This is a genomic window from Natrinema gari JCM 14663 (assembly GCF_000337175.1).
Classification (GTDB): Archaea; Halobacteriota; Halobacteria; order Halobacteriales; family Natrialbaceae; genus Natrinema; species Natrinema gari.
The window spans coordinates 14,698-39,763 of the sequence record NZ_AOIJ01000059.1; the positions used below are offsets into that span (position 1 = coordinate 14,698).

21 protein-coding genes and 1 pseudogene are annotated in these 25,066 nt (G+C 65.3%); 8 read left to right on the forward strand and 14 right to left on the reverse strand.

Annotated features, from left to right (window positions below):
- Nucleotides 1–7: 7 nt before the first annotated feature.
- Nucleotides 8–625 (reverse strand): helix-turn-helix domain-containing protein, encoded by a 618-nt coding sequence (locus tag C486_RS13750; RefSeq protein ID WP_008457124.1) that lies wholly within the window; start codon nt 623–625, stop codon nt 8–10.
- 210 nt (nt 626–835) lie between these two features.
- Here C486_RS13750 and C486_RS13755 point away from each other — a divergent pair, with 210 nt between their 5' ends.
- Nucleotides 836–1,306: an MGMT family protein gene (locus tag C486_RS13755; protein ID WP_008457125.1), complete on the forward strand. Its 471-nt coding sequence runs from the start codon at nt 836–838 to the stop codon at nt 1,304–1,306.
- Between the two features lie 13 nt (nt 1,307–1,319).
- On the opposite strand, the gene C486_RS13760 is transcribed toward C486_RS13755, so the two are convergent.
- The 3 genes and pseudogenes from C486_RS13760 to C486_RS13765 all read right to left on the reverse strand — a co-directional run bounded on the left by C486_RS13760 (nt 1,320) and on the right by C486_RS13765 (nt 3,631).
- Nucleotides 1,320–1,913: an NUDIX hydrolase gene (locus C486_RS13760; protein WP_014865721.1), complete on the reverse strand. Its 594-nt coding sequence runs from the start codon at nt 1,911–1,913 to the stop codon at nt 1,320–1,322.
- Between the two features lie 81 nt (nt 1,914–1,994).
- Nucleotides 1,995–2,462: pseudogene (locus tag C486_RS20280) on the reverse strand (DUF7109 family protein); the annotation flags it as partial.
- Between the two features lie 26 nt (nt 2,463–2,488).
- The gene (locus tag C486_RS13765) at nt 2,489–3,631 is read right to left on the reverse strand and encodes a cell wall biogenesis glycosyltransferase (protein WP_008457128.1); all 1,143 of its coding nucleotides are present in this window, start codon (nt 3,629–3,631) and stop codon (nt 2,489–2,491) included.
- Nucleotides 3,632–3,780: 149 nt separating this feature from the next.
- On the opposite strand from C486_RS13765, the gene C486_RS21755 reads away from it, so the two are divergent.
- On the forward strand, nt 3,781–3,951 hold the full coding sequence (locus C486_RS21755; RefSeq protein WP_008457130.1) for an HVO_0758 family zinc finger protein: 171 nt from the start codon (nt 3,781–3,783) through the stop codon (nt 3,949–3,951).
- A 203-nt stretch (nt 3,952–4,154) separates the two neighbouring features.
- Here C486_RS21755 and C486_RS13770 read toward each other — a convergent pair whose 3' ends face one another.
- From C486_RS13770 to hutU, 8 genes are all read right to left on the reverse strand, one after another.
- Nucleotides 4,155–5,345: a DHH family phosphoesterase gene (locus tag C486_RS13770; RefSeq protein ID WP_008457132.1), complete on the reverse strand. Its 1,191-nt coding sequence runs from the start codon at nt 5,343–5,345 to the stop codon at nt 4,155–4,157.
- A gap of 149 nt (nt 5,346–5,494) precedes the next feature.
- A complete protein-coding gene (locus tag C486_RS13775) occupies nt 5,495–6,385 on the reverse strand; it encodes an SDR family oxidoreductase (RefSeq protein ID WP_008457134.1) in 891 nt (296 codons plus the stop codon).
- Between the two features lie 158 nt (nt 6,386–6,543).
- Complete coding sequence (locus C486_RS13780; protein WP_008457136.1) at nt 6,544–6,969, reverse strand: DUF5791 family protein; 426 nt, start codon at nt 6,967–6,969, stop codon at nt 6,544–6,546.
- Between the two features lie 140 nt (nt 6,970–7,109).
- Complete coding sequence (gene arcD, locus C486_RS13785; RefSeq protein ID WP_008457138.1) at nt 7,110–8,585, reverse strand: arginine/ornithine antiporter ArcD; 1,476 nt, start codon at nt 8,583–8,585, stop codon at nt 7,110–7,112.
- Between the two features lie 564 nt (nt 8,586–9,149).
- Nucleotides 9,150–10,724: a histidine ammonia-lyase gene (hutH, locus tag C486_RS13790; RefSeq protein WP_008457141.1), complete on the reverse strand. Its 1,575-nt coding sequence runs from the start codon at nt 10,722–10,724 to the stop codon at nt 9,150–9,152.
- Nucleotides 10,717–11,934, reverse strand: a complete 1,218-nt coding sequence (gene hutI / locus C486_RS13795) for an imidazolonepropionase (RefSeq protein ID WP_008457142.1) — start codon at nt 11,932–11,934, stop codon at nt 10,717–10,719. The genes hutH and hutI overlap by 8 nt, the downstream gene beginning before the upstream one ends.
- The gene (gene hutG, locus C486_RS13800; RefSeq protein WP_008457143.1) at nt 11,931–12,845 is read right to left on the reverse strand and encodes a formimidoylglutamase; all 915 of its coding nucleotides are present in this window, start codon (nt 12,843–12,845) and stop codon (nt 11,931–11,933) included. The genes hutI and hutG overlap by 4 nt, the downstream gene beginning before the upstream one ends.
- The gene (gene hutU / locus C486_RS13805; protein WP_008457144.1) at nt 12,842–14,572 is read right to left on the reverse strand and encodes a urocanate hydratase; all 1,731 of its coding nucleotides are present in this window, start codon (nt 14,570–14,572) and stop codon (nt 12,842–12,844) included. The genes hutG and hutU overlap by 4 nt, the downstream gene beginning before the upstream one ends.
- An 87-nt stretch (nt 14,573–14,659) precedes the next feature.
- Between hutU and C486_RS13810 the strand changes: the two genes are divergently transcribed.
- The 5 genes from C486_RS13810 to C486_RS13830 all read left to right on the forward strand — a co-directional run bounded on the left by C486_RS13810 (nt 14,660) and on the right by C486_RS13830 (nt 19,872).
- Nucleotides 14,660–15,304 (forward strand): helix-turn-helix domain-containing protein, encoded by a 645-nt coding sequence (locus tag C486_RS13810; protein ID WP_008457146.1) that lies wholly within the window; start codon nt 14,660–14,662, stop codon nt 15,302–15,304.
- Nucleotides 15,305–15,394: 90 nt separating this feature from the next.
- Nucleotides 15,395–16,477, forward strand: a complete 1,083-nt coding sequence (locus C486_RS13815) for a tubulin/FtsZ family protein (protein ID WP_008457147.1) — start codon at nt 15,395–15,397, stop codon at nt 16,475–16,477.
- A 416-nt stretch (nt 16,478–16,893) separates the two neighbouring features.
- Complete coding sequence (locus C486_RS13820; RefSeq protein ID WP_008457151.1) at nt 16,894–17,775, forward strand: coiled-coil protein; 882 nt, start codon at nt 16,894–16,896, stop codon at nt 17,773–17,775.
- 204 nt (nt 17,776–17,979) lie between these two features.
- Complete coding sequence (locus C486_RS13825) at nt 17,980–18,414, forward strand: nuclear transport factor 2 family protein (RefSeq protein WP_008457152.1); 435 nt, start codon at nt 17,980–17,982, stop codon at nt 18,412–18,414.
- 90 nt (nt 18,415–18,504) lie between these two features.
- Nucleotides 18,505–19,872, forward strand: coding sequence for a carboxylate--amine ligase (locus tag C486_RS13830; protein ID WP_008457153.1), 1,368 nt, complete (start codon nt 18,505–18,507; stop codon nt 19,870–19,872).
- Between the two features lie 365 nt (nt 19,873–20,237).
- On the opposite strand, the gene C486_RS13835 is transcribed toward C486_RS13830, so the two are convergent.
- Together C486_RS13835 and C486_RS13840 are read right to left on the reverse strand one after the other, a co-directional pair.
- A complete protein-coding gene (locus tag C486_RS13835) occupies nt 20,238–21,038 on the reverse strand; it encodes a sulfite exporter TauE/SafE family protein (protein ID WP_008457154.1) in 801 nt (266 codons plus the stop codon).
- A gap of 206 nt (nt 21,039–21,244) precedes the next feature.
- The gene (locus tag C486_RS13840) at nt 21,245–23,677 is read right to left on the reverse strand and encodes a heavy metal translocating P-type ATPase (protein ID WP_049910572.1); all 2,433 of its coding nucleotides are present in this window, start codon (nt 23,675–23,677) and stop codon (nt 21,245–21,247) included.
- Between the two features lie 345 nt (nt 23,678–24,022).
- Here C486_RS13840 and sppA point away from each other — a divergent pair, with 345 nt between their 5' ends.
- On the forward strand, nt 24,023–25,018 hold the full coding sequence (sppA, locus tag C486_RS13845) for a signal peptide peptidase SppA (protein WP_008457157.1): 996 nt from the start codon (nt 24,023–24,025) through the stop codon (nt 25,016–25,018).
- The last annotated feature ends 48 nt before the right edge of the window (nt 25,019–25,066 follow it).

Consider the following 25,066-nt stretch of genomic DNA (forward strand, 5'->3'; position numbering starts at 1 on the left):
AGCCGGGCTACCCTTCGAGAAGGTCGAGCAACAGTTTCGATTCGGCAGCGCTGAGTCGCTGTGAGAGCGTCGACTTCGAAATCCCGAGTCGGGACGCCAGCGCCTCGAACTCGATCCCCCGCGGATCGTCGTAGTAGCCGGCTTCGATCGCCCGCGTTAGCGTCTCCTGTTCGCGCTCGGTCAGTAGCGAGATATCCGCGGTTCGAACGTCGGTAAACTCGTCCGTGTCGGATGTCGTGAGTCGTCGCAACGAGACGTGGTCGACGACCTCACGGAGCTCCTCGATCAGCTGCTGTAACGTGTCGCGGTCGGACAGATACGTCGTCACTACCGTCGTGCCGTCCTCGACCGCTCCGAACAACGGGACACACTGATGGCGACGAAAGACCGCACACGGACAGGACTGATCGATGGTGGTTTCCGTCTGTGTGACCCCCGTCGCCTTCGTCCCGACATCCGAGAGGACGTAGCACGTATCGTTCATGAGCTGGTGCCGGACCATCGGCTCCTCCTGGGTCCCCTCGAGAATGCAGTCCGTTCCGGTGAGATCGAACCGGATTTCGGCCCGGATCTCCCGTTCGTCACCCGGGTGGCTAACGGTCGTCCCGTCTTCCGTTGCGTTCATAGCTAAAGTTCGGAACATCGGGGACAAGAGTCCGCGTGGAGTTCTCAGTCGCCAAGAACCATCGGAAGCGGCCACCGTTATCACGCCGCGACCGACGCGGCATCGGTCGCGGCCGTACCCGCGACGTATGCGGCGGTCCCGCCGGCTAGAGGGGGTTCGGTCCGACGTGGGACCGGCGACTATTCAAGTCCCGACGGGCTACAACCACCTATGGAGGACGTTACGGACGCTGGAATCTACGCGCGGGAATCGCCGTATCTCGACCGGTACGTCCAGCTCGGTGTCGCCAGCGGACGGGTGCTGAGCGTTTCGTTTCCGGACAGTCCAGACGACGACGCCGAGGACGACCATCCCGTTCTCGATCGGATCTTCGACTACCTCGACGGCCTCGAGGAGATCGCCTTCGAGGACGTGCAGGTCGCGATGACCATGCCGACCGATCGGCGGGCGGTCCTCGAAGGGGTCCAAGGGATTCCCTACGGTGACCAGATCTCCGTCGAGACGCTCGCCCGGATGACGTCCGGGCTCGATCACGAGGACGAGGACGATATCATCCTCGTCCGGACCGCGCTCGCCGAGAACCCCGCGCCGCTTTTGCTCCCGGATCACCGCGTGCGTGACGGCCCAAGCGCCGCGCCACCGGATGTCGAACAGAAGCTACGATCGCTCGAGGGACTGTAACGGGCGGTCGGTCTCAAAACCCCGACCGGTCGACCGTTTCCGGCGCTTCGAACTCGGTCGCCAACTCGAGTAGTTGGACCAGAATCCGGCCGGTCGCACCCCAGACGGTGTAGCCGTTTACGTGGAAGTAGTGGATGATGATCTCGCCGTAGTAGGGATGAGACCGACGCTCGTACTCGTAGTTGTCCGGGTCGAGCAGCCCCGACAGCGGGAGGACGACGATCTCGGCGACTTCGCTTTCGTCGCGGACGTACTCCCGATCGGGGACGTGGGCGACGAACGGCGTCACGGCGTACTCGGTGACGGTCCGAATGTCGTCGAGTTGCCCGACCACTTCGGCGTCGCGTCGCTCGAGGCCGATCTCTTCGTTGGCCTCCCGAAGCGCCGTCTCGAGGATCGTCTCGTCTTCGGGCTCCGCGCCGCCCCCGGGAAAACTCATCTGGCCGGGGTGCTCGCCGAGGTGGTCGGCGCGCCGGGTAAAGAGCAGGGCGTCCTCGCCGTCGCGGTCGACGATCGGCGCGAGGACGGCCGCGTCGTACTCCTGATCGGCGATCTCGGTCGCCTCGTAGTTCGCGATCGGACCGAGTCTCAGTCTCCGGTCCGTCATTCCTCGAGCGCGTCCTCCAACCGCCGTCGTTCGTCCGTGAGATCGACCGGTGCCCACGCCTCGACGTCNAGATGTGTATAAGAGACAGTCCTCCAACCGCCGTCGTTCGTCCGTGAGATCGACCGGTGCCCACGCCTCGACGTCGTAGCTCACGTCGATCAATGTCTTGATCCGCTCGGTCTCGCCCGCGGCGACGGCCTCGTCGGCAGCCTCGAGCACGCGCTCGCGGGCGGTTTCCCCCAACGCCTCGCGGTCTGGGGCCCGCGGCTCGATATCGAGGATGTGTGGGACGTCCTCCGCGTGCTCCGGCACCGTCGGAAACGCCGTCGGGCCGGCGACCAGCAACGCCTCGCCGTCCGCGTCGGGGGCGTACCGAACGAGCGCGAACGACTCGACTGCCTCGTCGATGGCCGCCGCGAGGGCCGCATCCTCGACGGTCCGTCCGTCGGCCCGGTAGGCGGCCTCGGCGAGCGCCCGCTCGAGTTCCGCGCGGGTCAACCCGCCGAAGAGGTCGACCACGCCGGCCAGTTCGTCGGCGGTCGCGTCCATACGCTGCCCAACGGCCGATGGCGGGATTAGTCTTGCGAGCCAACGCGGTGCTCCCGCCAGGGACGGGCGGCCGCGAGTACGTCGGCGGGCTCGAACGGGGCGTCGGTCCACCGCGGCAGGCGCGTGTCCGGCCCCGGCGGTGCGATCGACTCGGCGTAGCGCGCCACCTGGTCCCGTTCGTCCGCGGGGTCGTACGCCAGACCGTTGAACGCCGCGTCGGCGCGGTACTGGTCGATCAACTCGTTACCGGCGGCCCGGTATCGCTCGGGGAGGGTCTCGTACGCGGGGGTGACGCCGTGGTCCTCTATCACCCCCAAGAGGGTGGCCGCGACTTCCCGACTCATCCCTTCGAGCCCGGTGTCGCCGGCGACCGCCCGGTGGTCGTGTTCGTGGCGACCGAGGTCGACCTGTGCGGAGCCGTCGAAGCCGGCGATCTCGTAGGCGTCGCCGAGCGTGCCGACCTCGAGTCCCCACGCACGCGGTGCGCGAAGCCGCCGGGCGAGGCGGGCACTCGCGGCGAACTCGCCGGCGAGCGCGTACCGGAACGCGCCGAGGTAGTCGACGATCGGCGCGTCGCGGGCGTCGGCTAGGGCTCGAAGCAACGGTTCGTAGAACAGTCGGCAGAGCCGCCCGTAGAGCCGGTCGCCTTCGACGCGCGCGTAGTACCCTTTCGAAAAATCGAAGTCCATCGTCAGCGGTGCGAGCAGGCGCTTGACGTGTGCGGCCTCGTAGCTGCGCGCGTCGGCGTCGTGGACGACGACTGCGTCGGCGACGTCCGCGGCGGGACCGAGGGCGAGCCAGACATCCCGCCCCTTTCCGAACCCGCCGTCCAATCCGGCGTCGGCGAGCACGGCATCGACGGCCGGCGCGTTACACCACAGGACTCTGGTCGGCAGTGCGAACGAACGGAGCCAGTCCCGAAACGGTCCGATGCGGTCGGCGTCGGCCCGAACGGGGACGAACACCGCCGCGGGTGCCGGCTCGAGGCGCTCGAGTTCCCCGAGGACGCGCTCGGCGGCGGGGCTCTCGTACTCGCGGCCGGTCATCGGGACGACGACGGCCGTCTCGGCGACCGCAGCGGCGGCGTCGCGGGCGAGGTCGCCACCCAGTCCCGCCTCCCCATCGCCGAACTGGTGGAGCGTGGCGATCCGCTCCTGGACGTACTCCATCGGTGGGGTCTTCGAGCGGACCGGTAAAACGGCCACGGATGCGGCCGGACAAACCGGGTCGCGGAACGTGGTCGGCACCGAACACGGAGCCGAGTCGAGACCGGCGAAAGCACCGGTCTTTTTCTTCCCCTCCTGCTTACAGGGCGAACATGAACTCAGTCCGGAAGGCGCTTCGCGCCGGCGACCTCGAGAAGGACACCTACGATCGGCTCGTCTGTGGCGAGTGCGAGAAGCCGCTGAAGACCGAAAACGACCCGGACGAGATCAAGACGGTTCGTATCTGTCCGGACTGCGGGGACGAGTGGAAGGAGATCCGCTAAACTGACGTGCGGTCGTTGCTTGCGCGACCGACTCGACGATCGCGGCGAGAACGGCGTGTGAGCAGTCGCCACGATGGCGGTTCGATGACGAGCGTCCGTATGCGACCGGCACCACCGGGCCGCCATCGGACACCTGCTCGCACGACAGCGTTGCGACCGGTGTCGATCGAGTAGTCCCGACGAGCGCCGCTCGGCGCGGCCGGCTAGCGTTCGCCCGCCATCGCGGAAAAGAGTCGTTCCTCGAACTCCGCACGGCTGATCCCGTCGGAGGGCCCGATTCCGTTCATGTGGTCGACCGAGAGCTGACCGCCACCCATCCGTGCGTGGCCGCCGGCACTGGCCATCGGGATGTCGTTGATGGCGTGGCGCAGCGTCTCGCCCATGTGAACCCGGTCGTCGCGCGACCGACCGGAGAGGTGGAGCGTCCCGTCGTGTTCGCCGTAGACGACGACGGCCGTCACCCCCTCGAGATGCATGAGCTCGTCCGCGGCCTGGGGAATCGCGTCGACGTTACCGATCTCACCCACGTCACAGACCGCGAAGGGGCCCTCGATTCGCTTCTCGGTGATCGCCGTCGCCTTGACCTGTAAGACGTCGTCGCTGACCTGCGGGTTGGCGATCCGATCGAGTAAGTCCTCGTCGATCCCCGAGAACAGCGCGGCGCAGGCGTCGAACTCGGCCCGGGAGCAGCCGTTGGTCAGGTGGTTCGTGTCGGACTGAATGCCGTAGAGCAGCCCCGTCGCGAGCTCCGGCGAGACCTGAACGTCGCCCGAGCCGTCCTCGTCGGCCAGCGACGCGTCGATATCCGTTAAGTACTCGGCGATGATCGTCGACGCCGCGCCGTAGTCGGTCCGGACGTCGGTGAACTGCGTCCCGGCTCCGTTGCCGGGGTGGTGGTCGACGACCGCGATCGGTTCGACCGTTTGGGCTCCGGTAAAACCCCGCGGCGTGTTGTGATCGACCAGGACGACCGGGCCGGCGGCGAGTTGGGAACTCGCCTCGATGGACTCGAGGTCCAGATCGAGGACGGTCCGGAACGCGCGGTTCTCCTGATGGCGGATCTCGCCGGAGTACTGCAGCGTCGCGTCGGTATCGACCGAGTCGGCGATCCGCGCGACGCCCATCGCACACGACATCGCGTCCGGATCGGGATTCGGATGCATCAACACCGTCACCTCGTCGTGTGCGGCCAACATGCGCCGCAGGCGGGCACCCGGCGGACGACGGAACCAGCGAACGGCCCACCACCCGCCGAGGACGAGGCCGACGACAGCGAGAACGAGAAGCGAGAGAACGAGCGGCTCGAGGGACCGGACCGCGTCGGCAAGCGACTCGGTCACAAGCGGGGTCGCCCCGACGACGGGACCGTCGGTCGGGACGCTCCGATAGCTCATATCGGGTGATCAAATCGAACCATCAAGAAATTTCCCCCGATTCCCCGGGATTCGGCGCGAACCCTCAAATTGAGAATATATCGATATTACGCCACTGAAACGGCGGACACGCCGATCGAACGGTTTGGAGCGGGTGTCCGACGAACCGGTCAGCGATTCCGATAGGTCTCGATCGCGTCGCGGTACCCCTCGCGGTACGTGGGGAAGGCGAACTCGTAGCCTAGTGCCCGGAGCGTCTCGTTCGAACAGCGTTTGCTCGTCAGGATCCGGCGACGGCCCGCCTCGGAGAGGTCGTCGTCCGCGAGTCGCTCGGCTTTCGTCCGCTTTGGTGGCTGCTCGACACCGCATTCGTCCGCCAGCCAGTCCGCAAACGCCCACTTCGCGGCCGGTTCGTCGTCGACGACCTGAACGACTGCACCGCGTGCGAGGTGCTCCGTGAGCAGGTAGCGAACCGCACCTGCGGCGTCGTCCCGGTGGACCATGTTCAGATAGCCCTCGGTGACGGGTCCATCGAGATAGCGCTCGAGCCGGTATCGACCGGGGCCGTACAGCCCGGCGTAGCGCGCCACGGTCCCGTCGAAGCCGTATTCCTCTGGCAGTTCGAGGGCGATCCGCTCGGCCTCGGCGAGCACCGCGGTCTTTTCGGTGATGGGCTCGAGCGGCGTCTCCTCGTCGACCCAGTCGCCGTCGTGGTCGCCGTGGACGCCGGTCGAGGAGGTGTAGACCAATCGATCGGGGGTGTTCTCGCGTTCCCCGAACGCCTCGACCGCCGTCCGTAACCCGTCGACGTACACCTCCCGGGCGGCCTCGGCACCCCGTCCGCCGCTGCTCGCGGCGAACACGATCGCGTCGACGTCCGGAACCGCTGTGAGCGCGTCCCGATCGGTGATGTCCGCCCGCACCCCCTCGAAGCCGGCGGCGGCGATCCGCTCGACGCCCTCCGCGGATCGGCGGACCCCGATCGGCTCATGGCCTCGCGAGGCGAGCTGTCGGCCGAGTTCGATGCCGACGTACCCGCAGCCGAGAATTGCAACCTTCATAGCTCGACTCGTGGCCGGCTCTACATAGTTTCATCGCCCGAGGCGATTGCCGTGTCGTTCACCGTGACTCGTCGACCGAATCGACCGGCCGGTGGACGTACTCGTGGACGGCGACGCAGCCGACGGCGGGTGATCGAGCGGGACGCCCTGTTCGGTAGTCAGGGCGCGCCGTCCGCGATCACGTACTGGATGTGGACGAACTCCTCGAACGACATGGGTGCTCGCCCTTCGATCTTCTGATGGATCTCCTTTGCGTCCAGGTCGATCTCGAGGTGACTCTCGACCGCGTCGACATCGAGGACCGCCGTCGACATGCCCAGTAGCAGGTGCTCGAGCGCCATCGTCACGATCGTCTCCGGGTCCGGTGTCCCTTCCTCGAGCGACTGGATCCGGGCGGCCTGCTCGAGGGTCAACGCGGGCGAGTCGCCTGCGGCCACCGCCTCGAGCGTCTCCCGCTCGAGGTCGGTTTCGTCGGCGACGGCCTCGAGGCCGCGATCGTCGACGATCGTTGCAAAATCGGCCTCGTACTCGGCCCGGAGGACGGCGGGCGAGTCGGGAACGGTCATCCGCTGGTCGTAGAACATATGCGAAGGGACGGGAATAATGTAGAAAGATATTGTGACATTCCCGTTGGTCCCGTGCCGGCGCAACCGGGCGGCCGGCGTCCCGATATCGCCGACGGGTGGCGGCCGGTCGACGGCTCGCTTCGACCGCGCGGCCGTCGCTACTCTTCGCCGCCCGTGACGCCCGTCGCCCCGTCAGTCGCCGATGCGGTCTCACGGGACTCCGCTCGCGTCTCGGACGTCATCTGCCAGCCAGTCACGCCCATACAGAGGAGCACGAGCGGCGACAGGAAGCCGAAGAAGTAGTACGGCGCGTACGACAGCGTCGGGACGCCCAGCGTTCCGGCCATGAACAGGCCACCGCTCGACCACGGGATGAGGACCGCAGTCGTCGTGCCCGACGCTTCGACGGCACGCGAGAGGTTCTCCATCTTCAGCCCCTGTTCACGGTAGAGGTTTCGAAGAGACATCCCGGGGACGACGATGCTGATGTACTGTTCGGCCGCGAGGACGTTCATCGAGATCGCGGAGAGGACGGTGACGCCGGTGAGACTCGCCTCGCCGCGGCTCAGTCGGCCGAGGTGGTGTGCGAGAACCGCTAGCACGCCGGCGCGCTCGAGTAACCCCCCGAGCGAGAGCGCGGCGATCGCGATCGTGACGATCCACGCACCGCCGAGGAGGCCGTCGCTCTGGAGCAACCCGCTTACCAGTTCCATCCCGGTCTCGGGGGCCGTTCCGGACTGTGCGACGGTCCACGCTGTGGCGAATCCGGTCCCCTGGATGCCGACGGCGGTGAGGACGCCGGCGAACACGCCGACGCCGAGCGCCGGCAGCGCCGGCAGGCCGTAGACTGCCAGTCCGAACGTCAACACCAGCGGCACGAAGACGAGCGGTGTCACGACGTACGTGCCCTGAATGGCACCCTGGATCTCCGCGATCCGTCCGGCGGGAATCGTCCCGGAGGCACGGAGGCCGAGGATGGCGTAGAGCACGACGGAGAGGCTGAACGCGATGAGCGTCCCGAACCGCATCGCGTTGATGTGATCGTAGAGGTCGGTGTTCGTCACGGCAGCGGCAAGGTTCGTCGTGTCCGAGAGCGGGGACTGCTTGTCACCGGTGTATGCGCCGGTCAGAATCGCGCCGGCCGTCATCGGCATCGGAATGCCGAGTCCGGCCCCGATACCGATGAACGCGACGCCGAGCGTCCCCGCGGTCGTCCACGATGAGCCGACGGCGAACGTGACGATCGCCGCGAGGATCGCGGTCATCGGCAGGAAGATCGCCGGCGTGAGCAGTTCGAGCCCGTAGTACATCAGCCCCGGAATCGTCCCCGCCTGAATCCACGTGGCGATAAGCGCATAGACGACGAACATGATAAGGATGACCTGCATCCCCATGAGGAGGCTATCGGTGATTCCGTCGTACTGGTCTGCCCACGACAGGCCGAGGTGGTACCGGGCGAACAGCCCGGTAAACGCGATCCCCCAGAGGAGCGGGAACTGCGGGTCCAACTCGAGCAAGACGATCCCGACGCTGAGGAATCCGAGCATCGCCACGACGGGGACGAGCGCCGCAAGCAACGACGGCCGTTTCTCGGGATCGATATCCTCGAACAGTTGCGGCTCGAGCGCTACCATCGGGTCACCTCGAGCCCGATCCAGTCGCGATCGAGTCGAGTCGACGACGGGAACCGCTGTCGACGGACAACCGATCGGTCGGTGTCGGCAGTGTCTCCCGCGTCCGGAACGGCGTCCACACGCTCGAGCGGTCTCGTGGACGGTGCTGCCCCAAGCCGGGATCGTTGTCTCGGTGTCTCGGTTCGATGCTGGGCGCGCGTCGGGTGAGTGATCCTCGCTACCATGCAAACAACACTCGTGGTTCAGTCCAAGTAGTTCTGGTTTCCATACGGTGAAGTGTTTATGTACCCGGCTGTCAGTGCGGCGCGTTCGTCCCGACGAATCCAGTCCGGTTGTATATCGGTTTCCGTTCCGCGCTCGCCGTCGCTCAGAGTGACAGTCCATGCTCGCATACTGTCGGCATTCGGGACCGGTGTGAGAGGCGTTGCAGTCAGCACACGGAAACGCCGGAGCCGCGTCACCGCACTCGCGACCGCGGTCCAAAACAGGGGAAAACAAGCGTCGAAACGGACGGTGCATCGGGACGGCGTTCGATGGGATCGGGCGGCCGTCGCGTCGCAGGTCTCACGCCACGCCGTCGTCGAGGTCCCGTTCGATGGCCGCGAGCAACTCATCGGAGCGGATCAGGTCCGCCATCGTCTCGATGTCGCGGTGGATGGGACGATCCGCCTCGAGGTGCGGGACGTGGTCGCGGATGGTTCGGTGGGCGGCCCGCGTCCCGACGCCGGGAACGCGGTCGTCGACGAAGTCGAGCGCCTGGGCGGCACAGGCCAGTTCGATGCCGACCACGCGTATCGTCCGATCGACGGCGTCGCTGGCGACGTGCGCGCTCTGGGCGCTCATGCTCACGTGATCCTCCTGGTTGCCGCTCACCGGGACGCTGTCCGTCGACGGGCGGCCCTGCGTCTGGATCGTGCTGACGAGATCCGCGGCCGTATACTGAGCGATCATGTAGCCCGACTCGAGGCCGCTGTCGGTGGTCAGGAACGGCGGTAAGTGCGGCTCCTGGACGTTCGGATTGAGCAGCCGATCGACCCGCCGTTCCGCGATCGATGCCAGGTTCGCGAGAGCGCTCGTCACGTAATCCAGCCGCAACGCAAGCGGCTGGCCGTGGAAGTTCCCGCCGGAGAGCACCGCCGCCTGATCGGTGCCGCTCGCTCGGTCGTCGGCCTCGTCGGCGGGGAAGACCAGCGGGTTGTCCGTCGCACTGTTGAGTTCCGTCTCGATGGCCGTCCGGAGGTGGCGAATCGCGTCGCGGACGGCCCCGTGAACTTGCGGGAGACACCGGATCGAGTAGGCGTCTTGGACCCGGTCGCAGTTCCGGTGTGATTCGACGATTTCGGAGTCGCGCGTCAGCCGGCGGATGTTCTCCGCGCTCGTGGCCTGTCCCTGATGCGGGCGGACGCGCTGGATGCTGGCGTGGGCGTTCGCCGTGGTGCTCATCGTTGCTTCTGTCGTCATCGCCCCGGCGACGTCCGCCATCCGCATCGCCCGCTCGGCATCGCGGACGACGAGCGCGCCGATCGCGACGGTCAGCTGCGTCCCGTTGATCAGTGCCAACCCTTCCTTCGGCCGGAGATCGAGCGGCTCGAGGCCGACGCGGGCCAGCGCCTCGTCGCCGGCGAGGCGGTCGCCGTCGACGATCGCTTCGCCCTCCCCGATGACGACGAGTGCGAGGTGTGCGAGGGGTGCGAGATCGCCGCTCGCCCCCAGACTTCCCTTGGCCTTTACGACGGGGTGGACGCCGTTGTTGAGCATGCCGACGAGGAGATCCACGACGCACTCGCGGACGCCGCTGTACCCCGCGACGAGCGCGTTGAGCCGCGTCACGAGCATCGCCCGGATCTCCGGTTGCTCGAGGTCCCGACCGGTGCCCGCGGCGTGGCTGCGGACGAGGTTGTGCTGGAGGGCTTCGATCTCGTCGTCTGGAATCCGTTCCTGAACGAGTTCGCCGAATCCGGTGTTGACACCGTACACGGCCTCTCCGGAGTCGACGATATCGACGATCCGCTCGCGGGACGCGCGGACTCGCTGCCGCGCCGATTCGGGAACCGAGACGGTAGCTCCCTCGCGGGCGACGCGTTCGACGCCCGCCGGCGTGAGCGAGCTCCCGTCAACGACGACGGAGTGGTCACTCACGGTGGACCACCTCCCCGCCTTTCACGACGGTTCGAACGGTCGACACGCCGAAATTGTACGGGAGATGCTGGTAGTCGGCGACGTTCGCGACGACCAGATCGCCCGGCGCGCCCTCGCACAGCGTCCCGGTCCCGTCCGTGCGATCGATGGCAGCGGCGGCGGTCCTGGTCGCGCTGCGGATCGCCGCGGCCGGTCGCATTCGCATCCCGTTGCAAGCGAGGTCGATAGCGAACTCCATGCTCTGTGAGTAGCAGTTCGGGTTGAAATCCGTTGCAATCGCCACCGGCACGTCGGCCGCCTCGAAGGCCGCCGCGTCCGCGTACTCGGCCCCAAGCGAGAACGCCGTCCCGGGGAGCAGGACGGGTGTGACACCCGCCTCGCCGAGCGCGTCGATATCGTCGTCGGTCGCCTGCAACAGGTGATCGGCACTCGTCGCGTTCAGGGAGGCAGCCAGCTGGGAGCCGCCGAGTCGCTCGAACTCCTCGGCGTGGACCTTCGCTGCCAGGCCCGCCTCTTGTCCGGCCTCGAGAACGCGGCGGGACTGTGCGACCGAGAAGACGCCCGCTTCACAGAACACGTCACAGAACTCGGCGAGGTCGGCCGCCGCGACCGCCGGAAGCTGCTCCTCGACGACGCGATCGACGTAGTCGTCGGTTGTTACTCCCTCGGGGACGGCGTGAGCCCCCATAAACGTCGGCACCACGTCGATCGGGTGTCGCTCGTCCGCCGTGGCGATCGCCTCGAGCAGTTTCAGTTCGGTCTCGACGTCGAGCCCGTAGCCGGATTTCACTTCGGCCGTCGTCGTCCCGTGGGCGAGCATGACGTCGAGCTGTGCCACGAGGTCCGCAACGAGTTGCTCGCGGGAGGCTTCGCGCGTCGCCCGAACGGTCCGCAGAATGCCACCGCCCTCCTCGAGCAGTTCCTGATACGACGCCCCCGCGAGCTTCGCGGTGAACTCGTCCGCCCGGGTACCCCCGAAGACGGCGTGCGTGTGAGGATCGACGAAACCCGGCAGTATCGTCCGGCCGGTCGCATCGATGGCGGTCGCCGCGTTCTCCGGCGGATACGCCCGCGTGACGTCGTCCGTCGATCCCGTTGCGACGACGACGCCATCGTCGATCGCGACGGCCCCGTCCGGGATCACCTCGAGCGTGTCGTGCTCGGTCGGCGTCGCGAGCTGGGCGGCGTTGGAAACGACGAGGTCGGTCATGCTGCCCACCCCGCGAGGGCGTGTGCGACGGTCCGCGCCGCGGCATCGACGGTTCGGCCGCTCTCGTCGAGCGGCGGCGCGCATTCGACGACCTCGAAGCCGGCAAGTCGGTCGTCGGCCGCGAGGCGACCGACGATATCGAACACCTCCCGTGGCAGCAATCCGCCGGGCGTCGGAGCGCTGACACCGCAGTAAGGGGCGTCGAGAACGTCGATGTCGACGCTACAGTAAAGACGGTCGACGTCCTCGAGCGCGGCCAGCGCTCGCTCGACCGCTCCGGCGGGATCGGCCGCCGTCTCCGTCGCGGTGACGACGGCCCCACCGTGCTCGCGGACGAACTCGTGGTAGGCCGTGCTCGTCTCGAAATGGCGCGCGCCGAGACACGCGTAGCCGTCCAGCCCGGCCTCGTGTAACTGGCGATAGGGCGTCCCGCTGGTCGGGCCGTCCCGCGTCTCGCGGACGTCAAGGTGGGCGTCGATGTTGACGACGCCGACGCTGGCGTCCCCGAGCAGCGGGGCGACGTTCGAGTAGGTCAGCGAGTTGTCGCCGCCGAGGAACACCGGGAGGGCCTCGCGCTCGTGTATCGCCGCCGCGCGCTCGCGGACCGCCCGCTGGACGTCGGCGACGGAGCCGTCGGGAATCGGCACGTCACCGAGGTCAGCAACGCTCCGGACGGGACCGCTCCCGAAGTGGTGGGTCTTCACCCCCGACAGCGACTCCCTGAGTGCACGGGGTCCCGCTGCCGCCCCAGCTCGGGAGATGACCGCACCGTCGTACGGCTCCCCGACGAGGACGGCATCGAACGCGTCGGCCTCCTCGAGAGTCGTCGCGGTAACGACGTCGCCGAACTGTTCGTCGGCGGGGTCCGACGACGGTCCCGACCACGTCGGTGGGTCGATAAACGAACTCATTCGTCCTCCCGCATCGGCACGTGGACGTCCGACGTTGCGGCCTCCTCGAGCGCCTCGTCGTAGCCGGCGTCGGCATGGCGAATGACACCCATCCCGGGGTCGGTGGTAAACACGCGCCGGGCCTTCCGTGCAGCGAGGTCCGAGCCGTCGAGAACGACGTGGTTGTTGGTATGAAGTGAGTTCCCGATTCCCACGCCACCGCCGTCGTGGACGCTGACGATGTCCGCGCCGGCAGCGCAGTTGAGCAAGGCGTTGAGCACCGGCCAGTCGGCGACGGCGTCCGAGCCGTCGCGCATGGCCTCGGTCTCCCGGTTCGGGCTGGCGACGCTGCCCGCATCGAGGTGGTCGCGCGTGACGACGACCGGGGCCGAGATCTCGCCCTCGGCGACGAGGTCGTTGATGTGCAACGCGAACCGTGCGCGTTCGGTCAGCCCGTCGTCGGCCTGGTAGCCCAGCCAGCAGACGCGGCTGGGAAGTCCCTGGAAGGAGACCTGCTCCTGTGCGAGGTCGATCCAGCGGTGGAGTTGCGCTTTGTCCGGGAACAGTTCCTTGACGGCCTCGTCGGTCCGATGGATGTCCGACTCCTCCCCGGAGAGGGCCACCCAGCGGAACGGCCCCTTGCCGCGGCAGAACAACGGCCGAACGTATGCCGGCACGAACCCCGGGAAGTCGAAGGCGGTGTCCAGCCCGCGGTGTGTTTCGACCTGGCCGCGGATGTTGTTCCCGTACTCGAACGCCACCGCACCCTGGTCCTGCATCGCCAGAATCCCTTCGACGTGGCGCTCCATCGTGTCGAGACTCTCCGCGACGTACCGTTCGGGGTCGGACTCGCGGAGCGCGTCGGCCTCGGCGACGGTGTAGCCGCTCGGATAGTACCCCTCGAGTTCGTCGTGGGCACTCGTCTGATCGGTGACGATCTCCGGCACGAACTCCCGCTCGAGGAACTCGTCGAACATCTCCGCCGCGTTCATGTGGAGCGCGATCGAGCGCGGTTCGCCGGCCGCGGCAGCGTCGCGGGCCAGTTCGATCGCCTCGTCGATGTCGTCGGTCTTCTCCATGCAGTAGTCCGTCTCGAGCCGCCGGTCGATGCGCCGCTCGTCGACCTCGGCTGCGATACAGACGCCGTGGTTCATCGTCACCGCAAGTGGCTGTGCACCACCCATTCCGCCGAGGCCGGCGGTGGCGGTGATGGTTCCGCGGAGTCCCTCGCGGTCGGGGAAGTGCTGGCGTGCGACCTCGGCCAGCGTCTCGAAGGTCCCCTGGATGATCCCCTGCGTGCCGATGTAGGCCCACGAGCCCGCGGTCATCTGCCCGTACATGATGAGCCCCTTCGACTCGAGTTCGTGGAAGTGCTCCCAGTCGTCCCAGTTACCGACGAGGTTCGAGTTCGCGATCAACACGCGCGGCGCACGTTCGTGCGTTCGAAACCGCCCGACCGGTTTCCCCGACTGGACGAGCAACGTTTCGTCGTCGTCGAGGTCCCGGAGTTCGTCAAGGATCGCGTCGTACGCGTCCCAACTCCGCGCGGCGCGACCGGTTCCGCCGTAGACGACGAGGTCCTCGGGCGCCTCCGCGACCTCGGGGTCGAGGTTGTTGTTGAGCAGTCGCAGGGCGGCTTCCTGTCGCCACCCCTCACACTCGATGTCGGTCCCCGTCGGAGCCCCCTGGTATTCGCGCCAGTCCGACGACGGCTCGCCGATTTCGTGACCGGAGTCGTCTCGTGTCATGCGTCTAGTGCTCACGCTAGCGAACGTGAAATCCTGTCACTCTCCCTTTGGCCAATATTTTTTAAGTAAACGAGGCGAACGTGCCCTATGTACAAGGCGGTGTTTCGGATCGAGAGCGATGATCCGTACTCGAGCTCGACGGCGAAAAACGAGACGAGCATCGAGTTGTGGTGTAACGATCACTGTGACTTGCTCCACGTGACTGGGGACCAGCAAGCCGACGTGGAGGCGCAGGTGGCCGCGGAAGTCGGGGTTCGACAGCGGATCGAAAACGACAGCGACCGGACGATCGTCACGGAGTCGTGTCTGAAACAGTACGGGGGCGACTATATCGAAGCGCCGCTTGCCGCCAACGATTGTCTCCTCTTGCCGCCGTTACGGTACGAGAACGGGGCGAAGATCGTTCGCGTCCTCGCGCTCACCGCGTCGAACCTGACCGCGTTCTACAGCGACATCGCGGCCGACTCGACCGTGACCGTCGAGTCGAAAAAAGAACTGCAAACCGTTCGATCCGAGACCCCGGTCCTTTCGGTCGATTCCTTCCTGCCGACGCTCTCCGACCGTCAGCGCGAGGTGTTTCTGACCGCCTACGAGTGGGGGTACTACGAAATCCCGCGCGGGACGACGACGGCTGACATCGCGGACGCGCTGGATCTCAGCCGACGGACCGTCGACCATCACCTCAGACGCGCCGAGGAAAAGATCGCGGACGCGTTCGCCATGTACCTCTAGGGACTGAGTCCGCGTGGTCGGACTGGTTCCCGCCGCCGAACCCTTCATCCGATCGGAACTTTCAACAGACCACCAACATATGTGGCGTACATGAAAGTAGCCCTGATCGGAGTCGGCCAGGCTGGCGGCAACGTCACCGAGCGGCTCGCCCGGTTCGACGCGGACATGGGTTTCGAAGCCGTACAGGGGGCGCTGGCCGTCAACTCGGCGGAAGCCGACCTCGAGTCACTGCAGTTCGTCGAGACGCAGTTGATCGGTGCCGACCGCGTGAACGGACACGGCGTCGGTGCCGACAACGAACTCGGGACGGAGGTGATGCAGTCGGACATCCAGCAAGTGCTGGACGGTCTCGACGGGCGCGTCACGTCGAAGGCCGAAGCCGTCTTCGTCGTCGCCGGTCTCGGCGGCGGCACCGGGAGCGGCGGCGCGCCGGTCCTCGTCCATCACCTCCAGCAGATCTACGACATCCCGGTCTACGCGCTCGGCATCCTCCCGGGACGGAACGAGGGCGCGCTCTATCAGGCCAACGCCGGGCGCTCCCTGAAAACGCTCCTCCGGGAGGCCGATTCGACGCTGCTGATCGACAACGACGCCTGGCACGAACAGGGCGAGAGCATCGAGAGCGCCTTCGAGACGATCAACGAACGGATCGCCAAGCGGGTCGGCCTGCTCTTTGCAGCCGGCGAGGCCGTCAACGGCGTCGGCGAGAGCGTGGTTGACTCGAGCGAAGTCATCAACACCCTTCGCGCGGGCGGGGTCGCGGCGCTCGGCTACGCGACCGAGGTCGCAAGCGAGGACAGCGGCGAGAACATCACGAACACGATGAGCGTCGCTCGACAGGCGCTGTTGACGGGAACGAGCCTGCCGGACGCGACGACGGCCGACTCGGCGCTGCTCGTCATTGCCGGCCGGCCCGACGCGATCCCACGCAAGGGCGTCGAGCGCGCCCGTCGCTGGCTCGAGGACGAAACCGAGAGCATGCAGGTCCGCGGCGGTGACTTCCCCATGGACAGCGACCGACTCGGCGCGCTCGTCTTGCTCGGCGGCGCGGAGCGCTCCGACCGGATCGAGGCGTTCATGGAACGCGCCCGCGAGGCGAAAGACGCCCAGGAAGCCGGCGCGACGGACCACGCCAAGGAGCTCGCCGACGACCGTCTCGAGAACCTCTTTTAGCGCGGTCACCCGCCGATCCCCCTTCGGCACCGCCGTCGCCGGTTCGCTCGCGGTCACGTCACGAACGGTGCCGTCCCGATCGATCAAGCCGGCCCGGATTTATATTGCCGACAGCAGCCGTGGCACGACCCAACACGAGGGAAGCAGGCCCCTGCTAACGGTTTTCAGGGGTATCGTGACCGGTACTTTTAAATTATAGGGGCCAGTAGTACCAGTCACCAGAACGCCACCGGGGCGCGTATCGCTCGACGATCGATGACAGGAAATCTTATTCACCGAGGTTTCGCAGATCGTGAGCAGTCGCTTCGAACGGTCGATCGGCTTCCTTCGAGTCACTCGCCGAACCGTCGGCGACCGACTCGAGTAGCCGTCCGACGGGTTCTCCGGTGCGGGTATGGCACAGAGGTTTGACTAACATGGTAGACGAATCGAAGAACATCGAACTGACAGAGGACGACTTAGAAAACAAATCGAAAGGACAGCTCATCAAGATGGCCGGTCAACTGCGGGACCGGCGAAACGAGCTGAACCAGATGGCCTCCGACCGGGCCTCCAAGCGCGACGACCTCAACGCGAAGACTCGCGAGAAGGTCGACGAAGCCCAGGAGCACCGCGAGCAACGCGACGAGCTCAACGAGCAGGTCCAGGAACACAAAGAGAGCCGCAACGAGCTCAACGCCGAAGCCAACGAGCTGTTCGACAAGGTCGAACAGCTCAAGTCGGACATGGAGCTCGACGAGGGCAAGGATCTCGAGGAACTCGAAGAGGAGATCGAGGAACTCGAGTTCAAACAGCAGACCGAGGTCCTCTCGAGCGAGGACGAGAAGGAACTCATCGAGAAGATCGAGAGCAAGCGCGAGGAATACGAGGAGCGCAAGCAGAAACTCGATCAGAACGAGGATCTCGAGGCACTCGTCGAGGAAGCCGAGGAAGTGCGATCGGAAGCCTCCCAGCACCACCAGAAGGTCACGGAACTGGCGGACAAGGCCCAGGAACATCACAACCAGATGATCGAGGCCTATCGGGAAGCCGACGACATCCGTGACGAAGCCGACGAGATGCACGAGAAGTTCGTCGAGGCCCAGGAGGCCGCCGACCGCCACCACGAGGACTTCGTCCGCGTCCAGAAGCGCCTGCGCGAACTGGACAAGCAGGAAGAAGAGGAGCGCAAGTCCGAACGCGACAAGAAGAAAGAGGAGGCCAAAGAGGAGGCCGAGGAAATCTATCAGAAGTTCAAGGAAGGCGAAACACTCGACACCGAGGACCTGATGAAGCTCCAGAAGACGGGACTGCTCTAAGTCGATTCCGTCTACCGCGATTTCTCCCCGAGTCTTCGGGTTTTCGAGCGCCCGGACAGCGACTGCGCCCTCGTGGCACGTCCGGAACGCGGCCGGCGGTCACTCTCTGATCGCCGGATCGATGTGCCGGACCTCGTGAGTTCTCACCGCGTGTACTCGGATCGCGCTCTTTTGTGCGCTCCCGTTTTTGATACCACCGCATGCATGTTACCGACTGAACGGCGAGCGGCCGAGCGGACGGCCACCCGGGAACCGCTCACGGCGTTTTACGCTGCGTTCAACCGCGTCGTCACGGGCCGAGGCGGAGCGGATGAACTGGCACCGATACTCGAGGCTGGCGTCGTCTGGACCGATGCAACGACCGGCGACCGCGCCGGGCGAACGGAGACGGGCATCGACGCGGTTCTCGAGAACGTGGTGCTGGCGATGGGGCAACGGGCCGCGCATCTCCAAGTGCTCCCCGAGCGGTTCGTCGACGCTGGCGAGCGGACGATCGTAACGGGTGCCTACGTCGGAACGATCGACGGTCGCCCCTTCGATGCTCCGTTCGCGCACGCGTTCGCCGTTCGAGACGGGCGGATTCGTCGGTGGACGGCCTACAGCGACCCCACGCTCGAGCGGAGCGTATTCGACGCCTAACGCCGCGTCTCGCGATCGAATCCGGAGCGGCGAACGACGCTCCGAATTATTCGATCTATAACAATGCAACAAGCCCCCCAACTACCGGTTATGCAACGTCACAGGGACGACGCGAGCGTGCTCGTGCCCGGGATCGACGCACCGAGCACCGTTGCCTGTCTCCGCTCACTGCACCCGCGGGGCATCCGGACCATCGTGGGCTCGGAGTCACGGTCGACGCCGGCGGCCAGTTCGGCCTACCGTGACGAGTTCGTCACGCTGCCGGACCCGGAAACCGAACTCGCCGCGTACGGGGATGCGCTGCTCTCGCTTGCCGAACGCCCGAGCGTTCGGACGATCGTGCCGGTCCGTGAGGAAGACGTCTACGTGCTCGCAAAGCACAAGGCGGCGTTCGCCGACGAAATCGCGACTCCGTGGCCCGACTTCGAGACGCTGCGACGAGTGCAGGACCGCGTCGAACTCTTCGCAGCCGCCGAGACGGCCGGCGTCGGCACGCCCGAGACCGAACTCCTCGATCAGTGGACCGACTGGAACCGTGAGACGATCGTGAAACCGCGCTACACCGTGGCGTCGCCGACGTATCTCGGGGCGCGGTTCGAGGACGCGGAGATCGGTTCGACGGTGTACCAGCGGCCGGGGACGCCACCGGACGAGCAAGCGGTCATCGAGAAACGCGGCCACACCCCGCTCGTCCAGGAACGGATCGCCGACTCGCGGGAGTTCGGCTTCTTCGCGCTCTACGACCGCGGTGACCCGGTCGCGACCTTTCAGCACTGCCAGCGTCGCGGCTGGGAGTACTGCGGCGGCCCCAGCGCCTACCGGGAATCGGTCCACATTCCGGCCCTCGAGACCGCGGGTCGCGCGCTCTTGAGCGAACTCGAGTGGCACGGGCTCGCCATGGTCGAGTTCCTGCGTGATCCAAGCGACGGCGAGTTCAAGCTCATGGAGATCAATCCGCGGTTCTGGTCGTCGCTGCCGTTCTCGGTTCGGGCGGGAGCCGACTTCCCCTACTACTACTGGCAGTTGGCGATGGACGAGCCGATCAGGTCGGAACCGACCTACGAGGTTGGACTGGGTGGCCATCTGCTGCGTGGTGAACTCAGCTACCTCCACAGCGTGGCGACCGAGGAGTACCCGCTCGTCGATCGGCCGTCACTCGGGGCGGCCGTCCGCGAGGTGGCTACATCGCTCGTCACTCACCCCCGATTCGATTACGCGGCCGCCGACGATCCGATGCCGTTCTTCCAGGACGGGGTAAATCTCGTGCGGGCGTGGCTGGCTAGCCGGTCCAACGAGGACCCCGAAACCGAGCGGGATGTCGAAACTGCGGCCGCTATCGGGACGGAGATCGGGGACGGCAGCACGGACTCGTCCGAGACGGGGTCGCCGGCGGACGGAGACCCGACGCGGTCAGCTCAGACCGACGGCGGGTCGCGATCCGGATCACGGCCGAGATAGGGAGTCACTGAAAGCGGTACCGCGAGCCACCCGCCTCCGTAAACGGTCTCGAGCGCCACGTTTCGACCGCATATCGAGCGATCAGAAATCTACTGCCGGCGCGAAGGGACTGTGGCGACGGGCCTCCCTCGCAGTTCGTCTACGGCGCAGAACGCTACACAGGTGAGAGCGTAAGTTATAGTAGCAACTGAAACGATTTACACACCGATCGTAACGCTGTCCTGCGATCAGGTGTGCAATGACTTGCAGTTGCTACTATCGTCCGTGTGGAACTGAGAGACGCACGCTTTGTCCGTACCGCAGAGAGGACGATCGACCGGAATGGAGAGCGAATTAGTGTGAACTGCTCCCACGGGGGCTCTCGGTCAGTGATTCATTGCTTCACCGAGCGGTTGATAATGCGGAAGCATCGGATGGGGAAGATGAATCCCGATCGCCATCAACCCATGTGCCAACAGGACATACCCGAGTACAATGAAGACGATTCCGAGAAGGCGATGGAGTCGGTGGCGATGGGTCGCGTCAACGGACTCGATGAGCGTTCCGTAAGCGAAGACGGCTGGAATCGTTCCGAGTCCAAGCGTCCCTAACGCGAGAAATCCGGAAACGGCAGAGCCGGTCGCGAACGCGAACAGGTATGCTGGATAGAGAATGGGGCAGGGCAACAACCCGTGGAGCGCACCGAGGCCGATGATTCCGGGACTGTTCACGTATCGGTCGACGCGAACAGCAATCCAGTTCGTTACCCGCTGCACACCCGGAATTCCAACGCCGGTGCTCCCACCGAGAAGGTATTTTATTCCTGCTGTAATGATAAATACGCCGATCAGAACGCCGACGCTCCCGCGAACGAAATCCGCGATCATTGTCAACTGATCCGTCGTGACGAACACGAAACCACCAACCGCGCCGAACACCCCGCCGATCAGCGCGTAACTGAGTGTCCGCCCCAGGTTGAACAGGGCGTGTTGGCGAACCTCATACGCTGTCAGATGCCCACGCTGGCTTCGCGTCCCCGTCGTCGCTGCCCCACCATCCGGACGTGGAGCCATCCGTTCGGCATACATCGTCACCAACGGTCCACACATGCCAATACAGTGTGCTCCACCAAGCATCCCGATGGCAAGAAACAGGATCACGTCCACGCGTAGGAGTGACTCAAGCATAACAGGTTGTTCATCCGTTCAGGACGCGTCCTATTGCTAATTCTGGTCCGGTTACCGAAAGCAACCTGCACTGGTGGCTATCACATTGTCTTTGAAGTGGACTGAACTCACTCCCACATCTATCCGGAGTGGTGTCACGTATGGCGCGTTCGTGACTCCCAGGGATCGATCGAACCGGAGAGCAAACTCGTACAACGCCCCATCAGTCACTGATCGTCGGACAGCAGAGGTCGGGTCGAATTCGTGACGACTAGCAGACTGCTGCCAGCCATCGCGAGTGCTGCAAAAAGCGGGTTCAGGAGGTTCAGAATGGCCAGTGGGATCGCGATTGCGTTGTAGCAAAACGCCCACGCGATATTGCCCTTCACGCGTCGGTTCGTCGCTCGAGCGAGTTCGAAGACCGTATCGACGGATGCGAGATCGTCATCGACGAGGGCGACGTCCGCGGCATCAGCAGCCATCGCGGTCCCACCGCCCAACGCGATTCCCAGATCGGCGGCAGCCAGCGCCGGTGCATCGTTGGTCCCATCCCCGACCATCACTGTTCGTCCCGTGTTATTGAACCGCTTGACGGTCTCCGCTTTGCCTTCGGGGGGAACACCCGCAAACACGTCATCGATGGCGTCGTGCTCTCGAAACTGCTGTGCCGCTCGAGCGTCGTCTCCAGTAAGCACGACGACATCCTTCCCGTCGTCCGAAATCGATGCCACCGTCTCATCCCAGGTCGGTCGCAACTCGTCTCCGACGACGATAACGCCTTCAGCGGTCCCGTTGCACCCGACGGCGACCGGAATCCGCCCTGTGTCACGGCTGTTCGTAATTCGATCGGTGATGTGCGCAGGGACATCCCAGCCCTGATCGCGGAACAGGTCCGGATGGCCGACAATGATCTCGTCCCCGTCGACGATACCCGTGACTCCGTTCCGGTAACTGTCAAAGGCGTCGACGCGATCGGCCGTTGCATCGGCGTCCGACGCGGACTCGGCCGCGCCACCGTCGAAGCCCGATCGTTCAGCGGCGATGGCTTTACCGACCGGATGTGACGAGCGCTCCTCGAGACGTGACGCTTTCTCGAGCAACGACGTCTCGAGGTCGGTCTCGGTGACAGTCATTTCACCCGTTGTCAGCGTGCCCGTCTTGTCAAAGATCACCGTCTCCGCACCACGGATTCGCTCGAAGATGCTGTCATCGAAGACGACGATCGACCGTTCTAATGCGTCGCGAATCCCCGCAGCGACTGCGAGTGGCGTCGCCAACCCGAGTGCACACGGACACGAGACGATCAACACCGTGAGCCCGATGAGAAGGGAATAAACGCCAGTCCCGAGCAAGAGATGGACGCCCGTAACGAGAACTGCGAGAGCAAGCACAACCGGCACGAAGATCGTCGCCAGTTTGTCCGCGAGTTTCTGAATCCCATGGGACCCGCTCTGGAGGTCCCAGACGAGTTCGGAAATCCGATCAAGGCTACTCGTCGCGTCGTCCCCGACGCGGACAGTCACCGCGCCGTCCGTCACCATCGAACAGCCGACGACGGCATCGCCCACCGTCTTCCGGACGGGAAGCGACTCACCGGTGACAACCGCTTCATCAATGGCTGCGTCACCGTCGATGATCTGCCCGTCGACAGGAACCCGCTCTCCAGCTCGGACGACCACACGATCATCGGTCTCGAGGTCCTCGACTGCAATGTCTTCGTACTCTCCAGTCGCATGAACGCGACGGGCCTCATCGACTCGAATAGACGTGAGGTCCGAGAGGCGCTCAGTTGCCGCTTGTTTGATCGACGATTCGTAATAGTTGCCGACCGTGACGATGACGATGATCGCGACGGTCACGTCGTAGTAGATGTGTTTGTCACCGAACACAATCGAGAGCGTACTGTACAGGTACGCGCTCACGGCCGCAATTGCGACGAGCAGATCCATATTCGGCGACCGTGTCCGAACGCTGACGTACGCACCCTGCAAGATCGGCTTTCCAGTTACGGCGAGGATAATCGTCGTAAGCGCCGCGATGACGACGTAGAACGGTGTGGCGACGGAACTCGCGAGTGCGCTCTCGAAAAACTCCGTGACTCGATCACCGTAAAACAGGCCGCCGAAGTACGTCGGGTAGATAATAACGAGGTACTGTAGCATCACGGACATTCCCATGAGAACGCCGACCGCGACTCGCCCCATCTCCCAATTGTTCGCTCTCCGGCGGCGAAACGTATCGTCACGGGAGTAGGCACTATAGCCGAGCCCGCTGATCTCCTCCTGCAGGTCCGCTTTCGAGACCTGATCCGGATCGTGATCGATTCGAACCGTGTCGGTTACATAACTCGAGCTGGCGTCGCTGACGCCATCGATCGTCGTCGCGGCCGACTCGAGAAACGTCTCACAGGTCGCACAGTGCATTCCATCGACCTCGAGAAACGTCGCTTCATGATCGTCCGGGACCTCTCGATCAGTCTGCGAGCTATCTCGAGCGCGACGGATGTCTTCGGTGTCAAGCTCATCGAGATCACCGAGGGTGTTGTAGACATCACGACAGCCAGTACAGCAGAACTGCTTGTCGTCTTCTACAATGTCGCTCCCACCGATGGGGAGCTCACAGAGTGTGCAGTTGGGCTCCGATGGAGTTTGGTTAGACATTCAATAGTACCATGACAGCCGCTCTGAGTTGTCGTCTGACGCTCCCATCGAAGTGTAGTTGCCTCGGGGCTTTAGTTGATTGGATTCGGGAGCAGCGATGCCGATGATCGCGAGCAGACACGAGGGTCTACCATTGGTGACGCATCATCGATGGCGGGTTTCTATTCCGACTTACCACTCTATTATTACCGGCTCATCTCAATTGTTGACAATCGATCACGTCATCCGTGGGCGGCGTTGAATCGACATCGACTCCTCATATCGTTCCGAACCTCATTGCAGGTCAGACCGCCAACGATTAACGGAGCGCACACGCAGCTATCGATATGACTCGAGGTGCTATCCGTGGTCAGTAGCGGCGGTCTCAATCGACTCCTGACGGTCGCCCTCGGTGGGCTCGCCTCCGCGGTGGTCGCACTCGCCCTGTTCGTCGTCTATCCGGAGACGTTGACGGACCTGGTGGGCGTGCTGGTCGCGCTCGCGGCTGTCCTCGTCGGCCTGCGGTTTGCGAGCAACGCTGCCGATTCGCTGTATCCGACCTACGACGTCGCCGAAGTCGCCGTCGAGGGGCCGATCAGCCGAGACGGCGGTGGCGGGCCGCTCCCAACGACTCCGGGCGCGACGCCGGCCGACGACGTCGTCGAGCAGATCGATCGCGCGAACGAGGACGAGAGCGTGCGGGCGCTCCTCGTGAAGCTGAACACGCCCGGTGGCGAGGTCGTTCCCAGTGACGACATCCGCCTTGCGGCCGAGCGGTTCGACGGACCGACCGTCGCCTATGCGACTGACGTCTGTGCCAGCGGGGGCTACTGGATCGCCAGCGGTTGCGACGAGCTGTGGGCTCGCGAGGGATCGATCGTCGGCTCGATCGGCGTCATCGGCTCCCGGGTCAACGCCAGCGACTTCGCCGAGAAGATCGGCCTCTCCTACGAGCGGTTCGCCGCCGGCGAGTTCAAGGACGCCGGCACTCCGCTGAAGGAACTCGAGGACGAGGAACGCGAGTACCTGCAGGGTTTGATCGACGACTACTACGACACCTTCGTCGAGCGGGTCAGCGACGGCCGTGATCTGGACGCGGAGTTCGTCCGGGACACCGAGGCCCGGATCTATCTCGGCGAGGAGGCCCACGAGATGGATCTGGTCGATCAGCTCGGCACCCGTCGGGAGATCGAGACCGAACTCGCCGATCGCCTCGACACTGAGGAGGTGACCGTCGAGGAATTCGAGCCCGAACGGCCGCTGATGGCCCGCGTCGGCGCGGGAGCCCAGCAAGTCGCGTACGCCTTCGGTGCCGGGATCGCCGGCCTCGACGACGGGCGCGGGTTCCGGCTGCGGAGCTGATTTCGACGCGTCGCGGGGCCGACGCGGTCGCTGCAGTCGCCGCAGTCG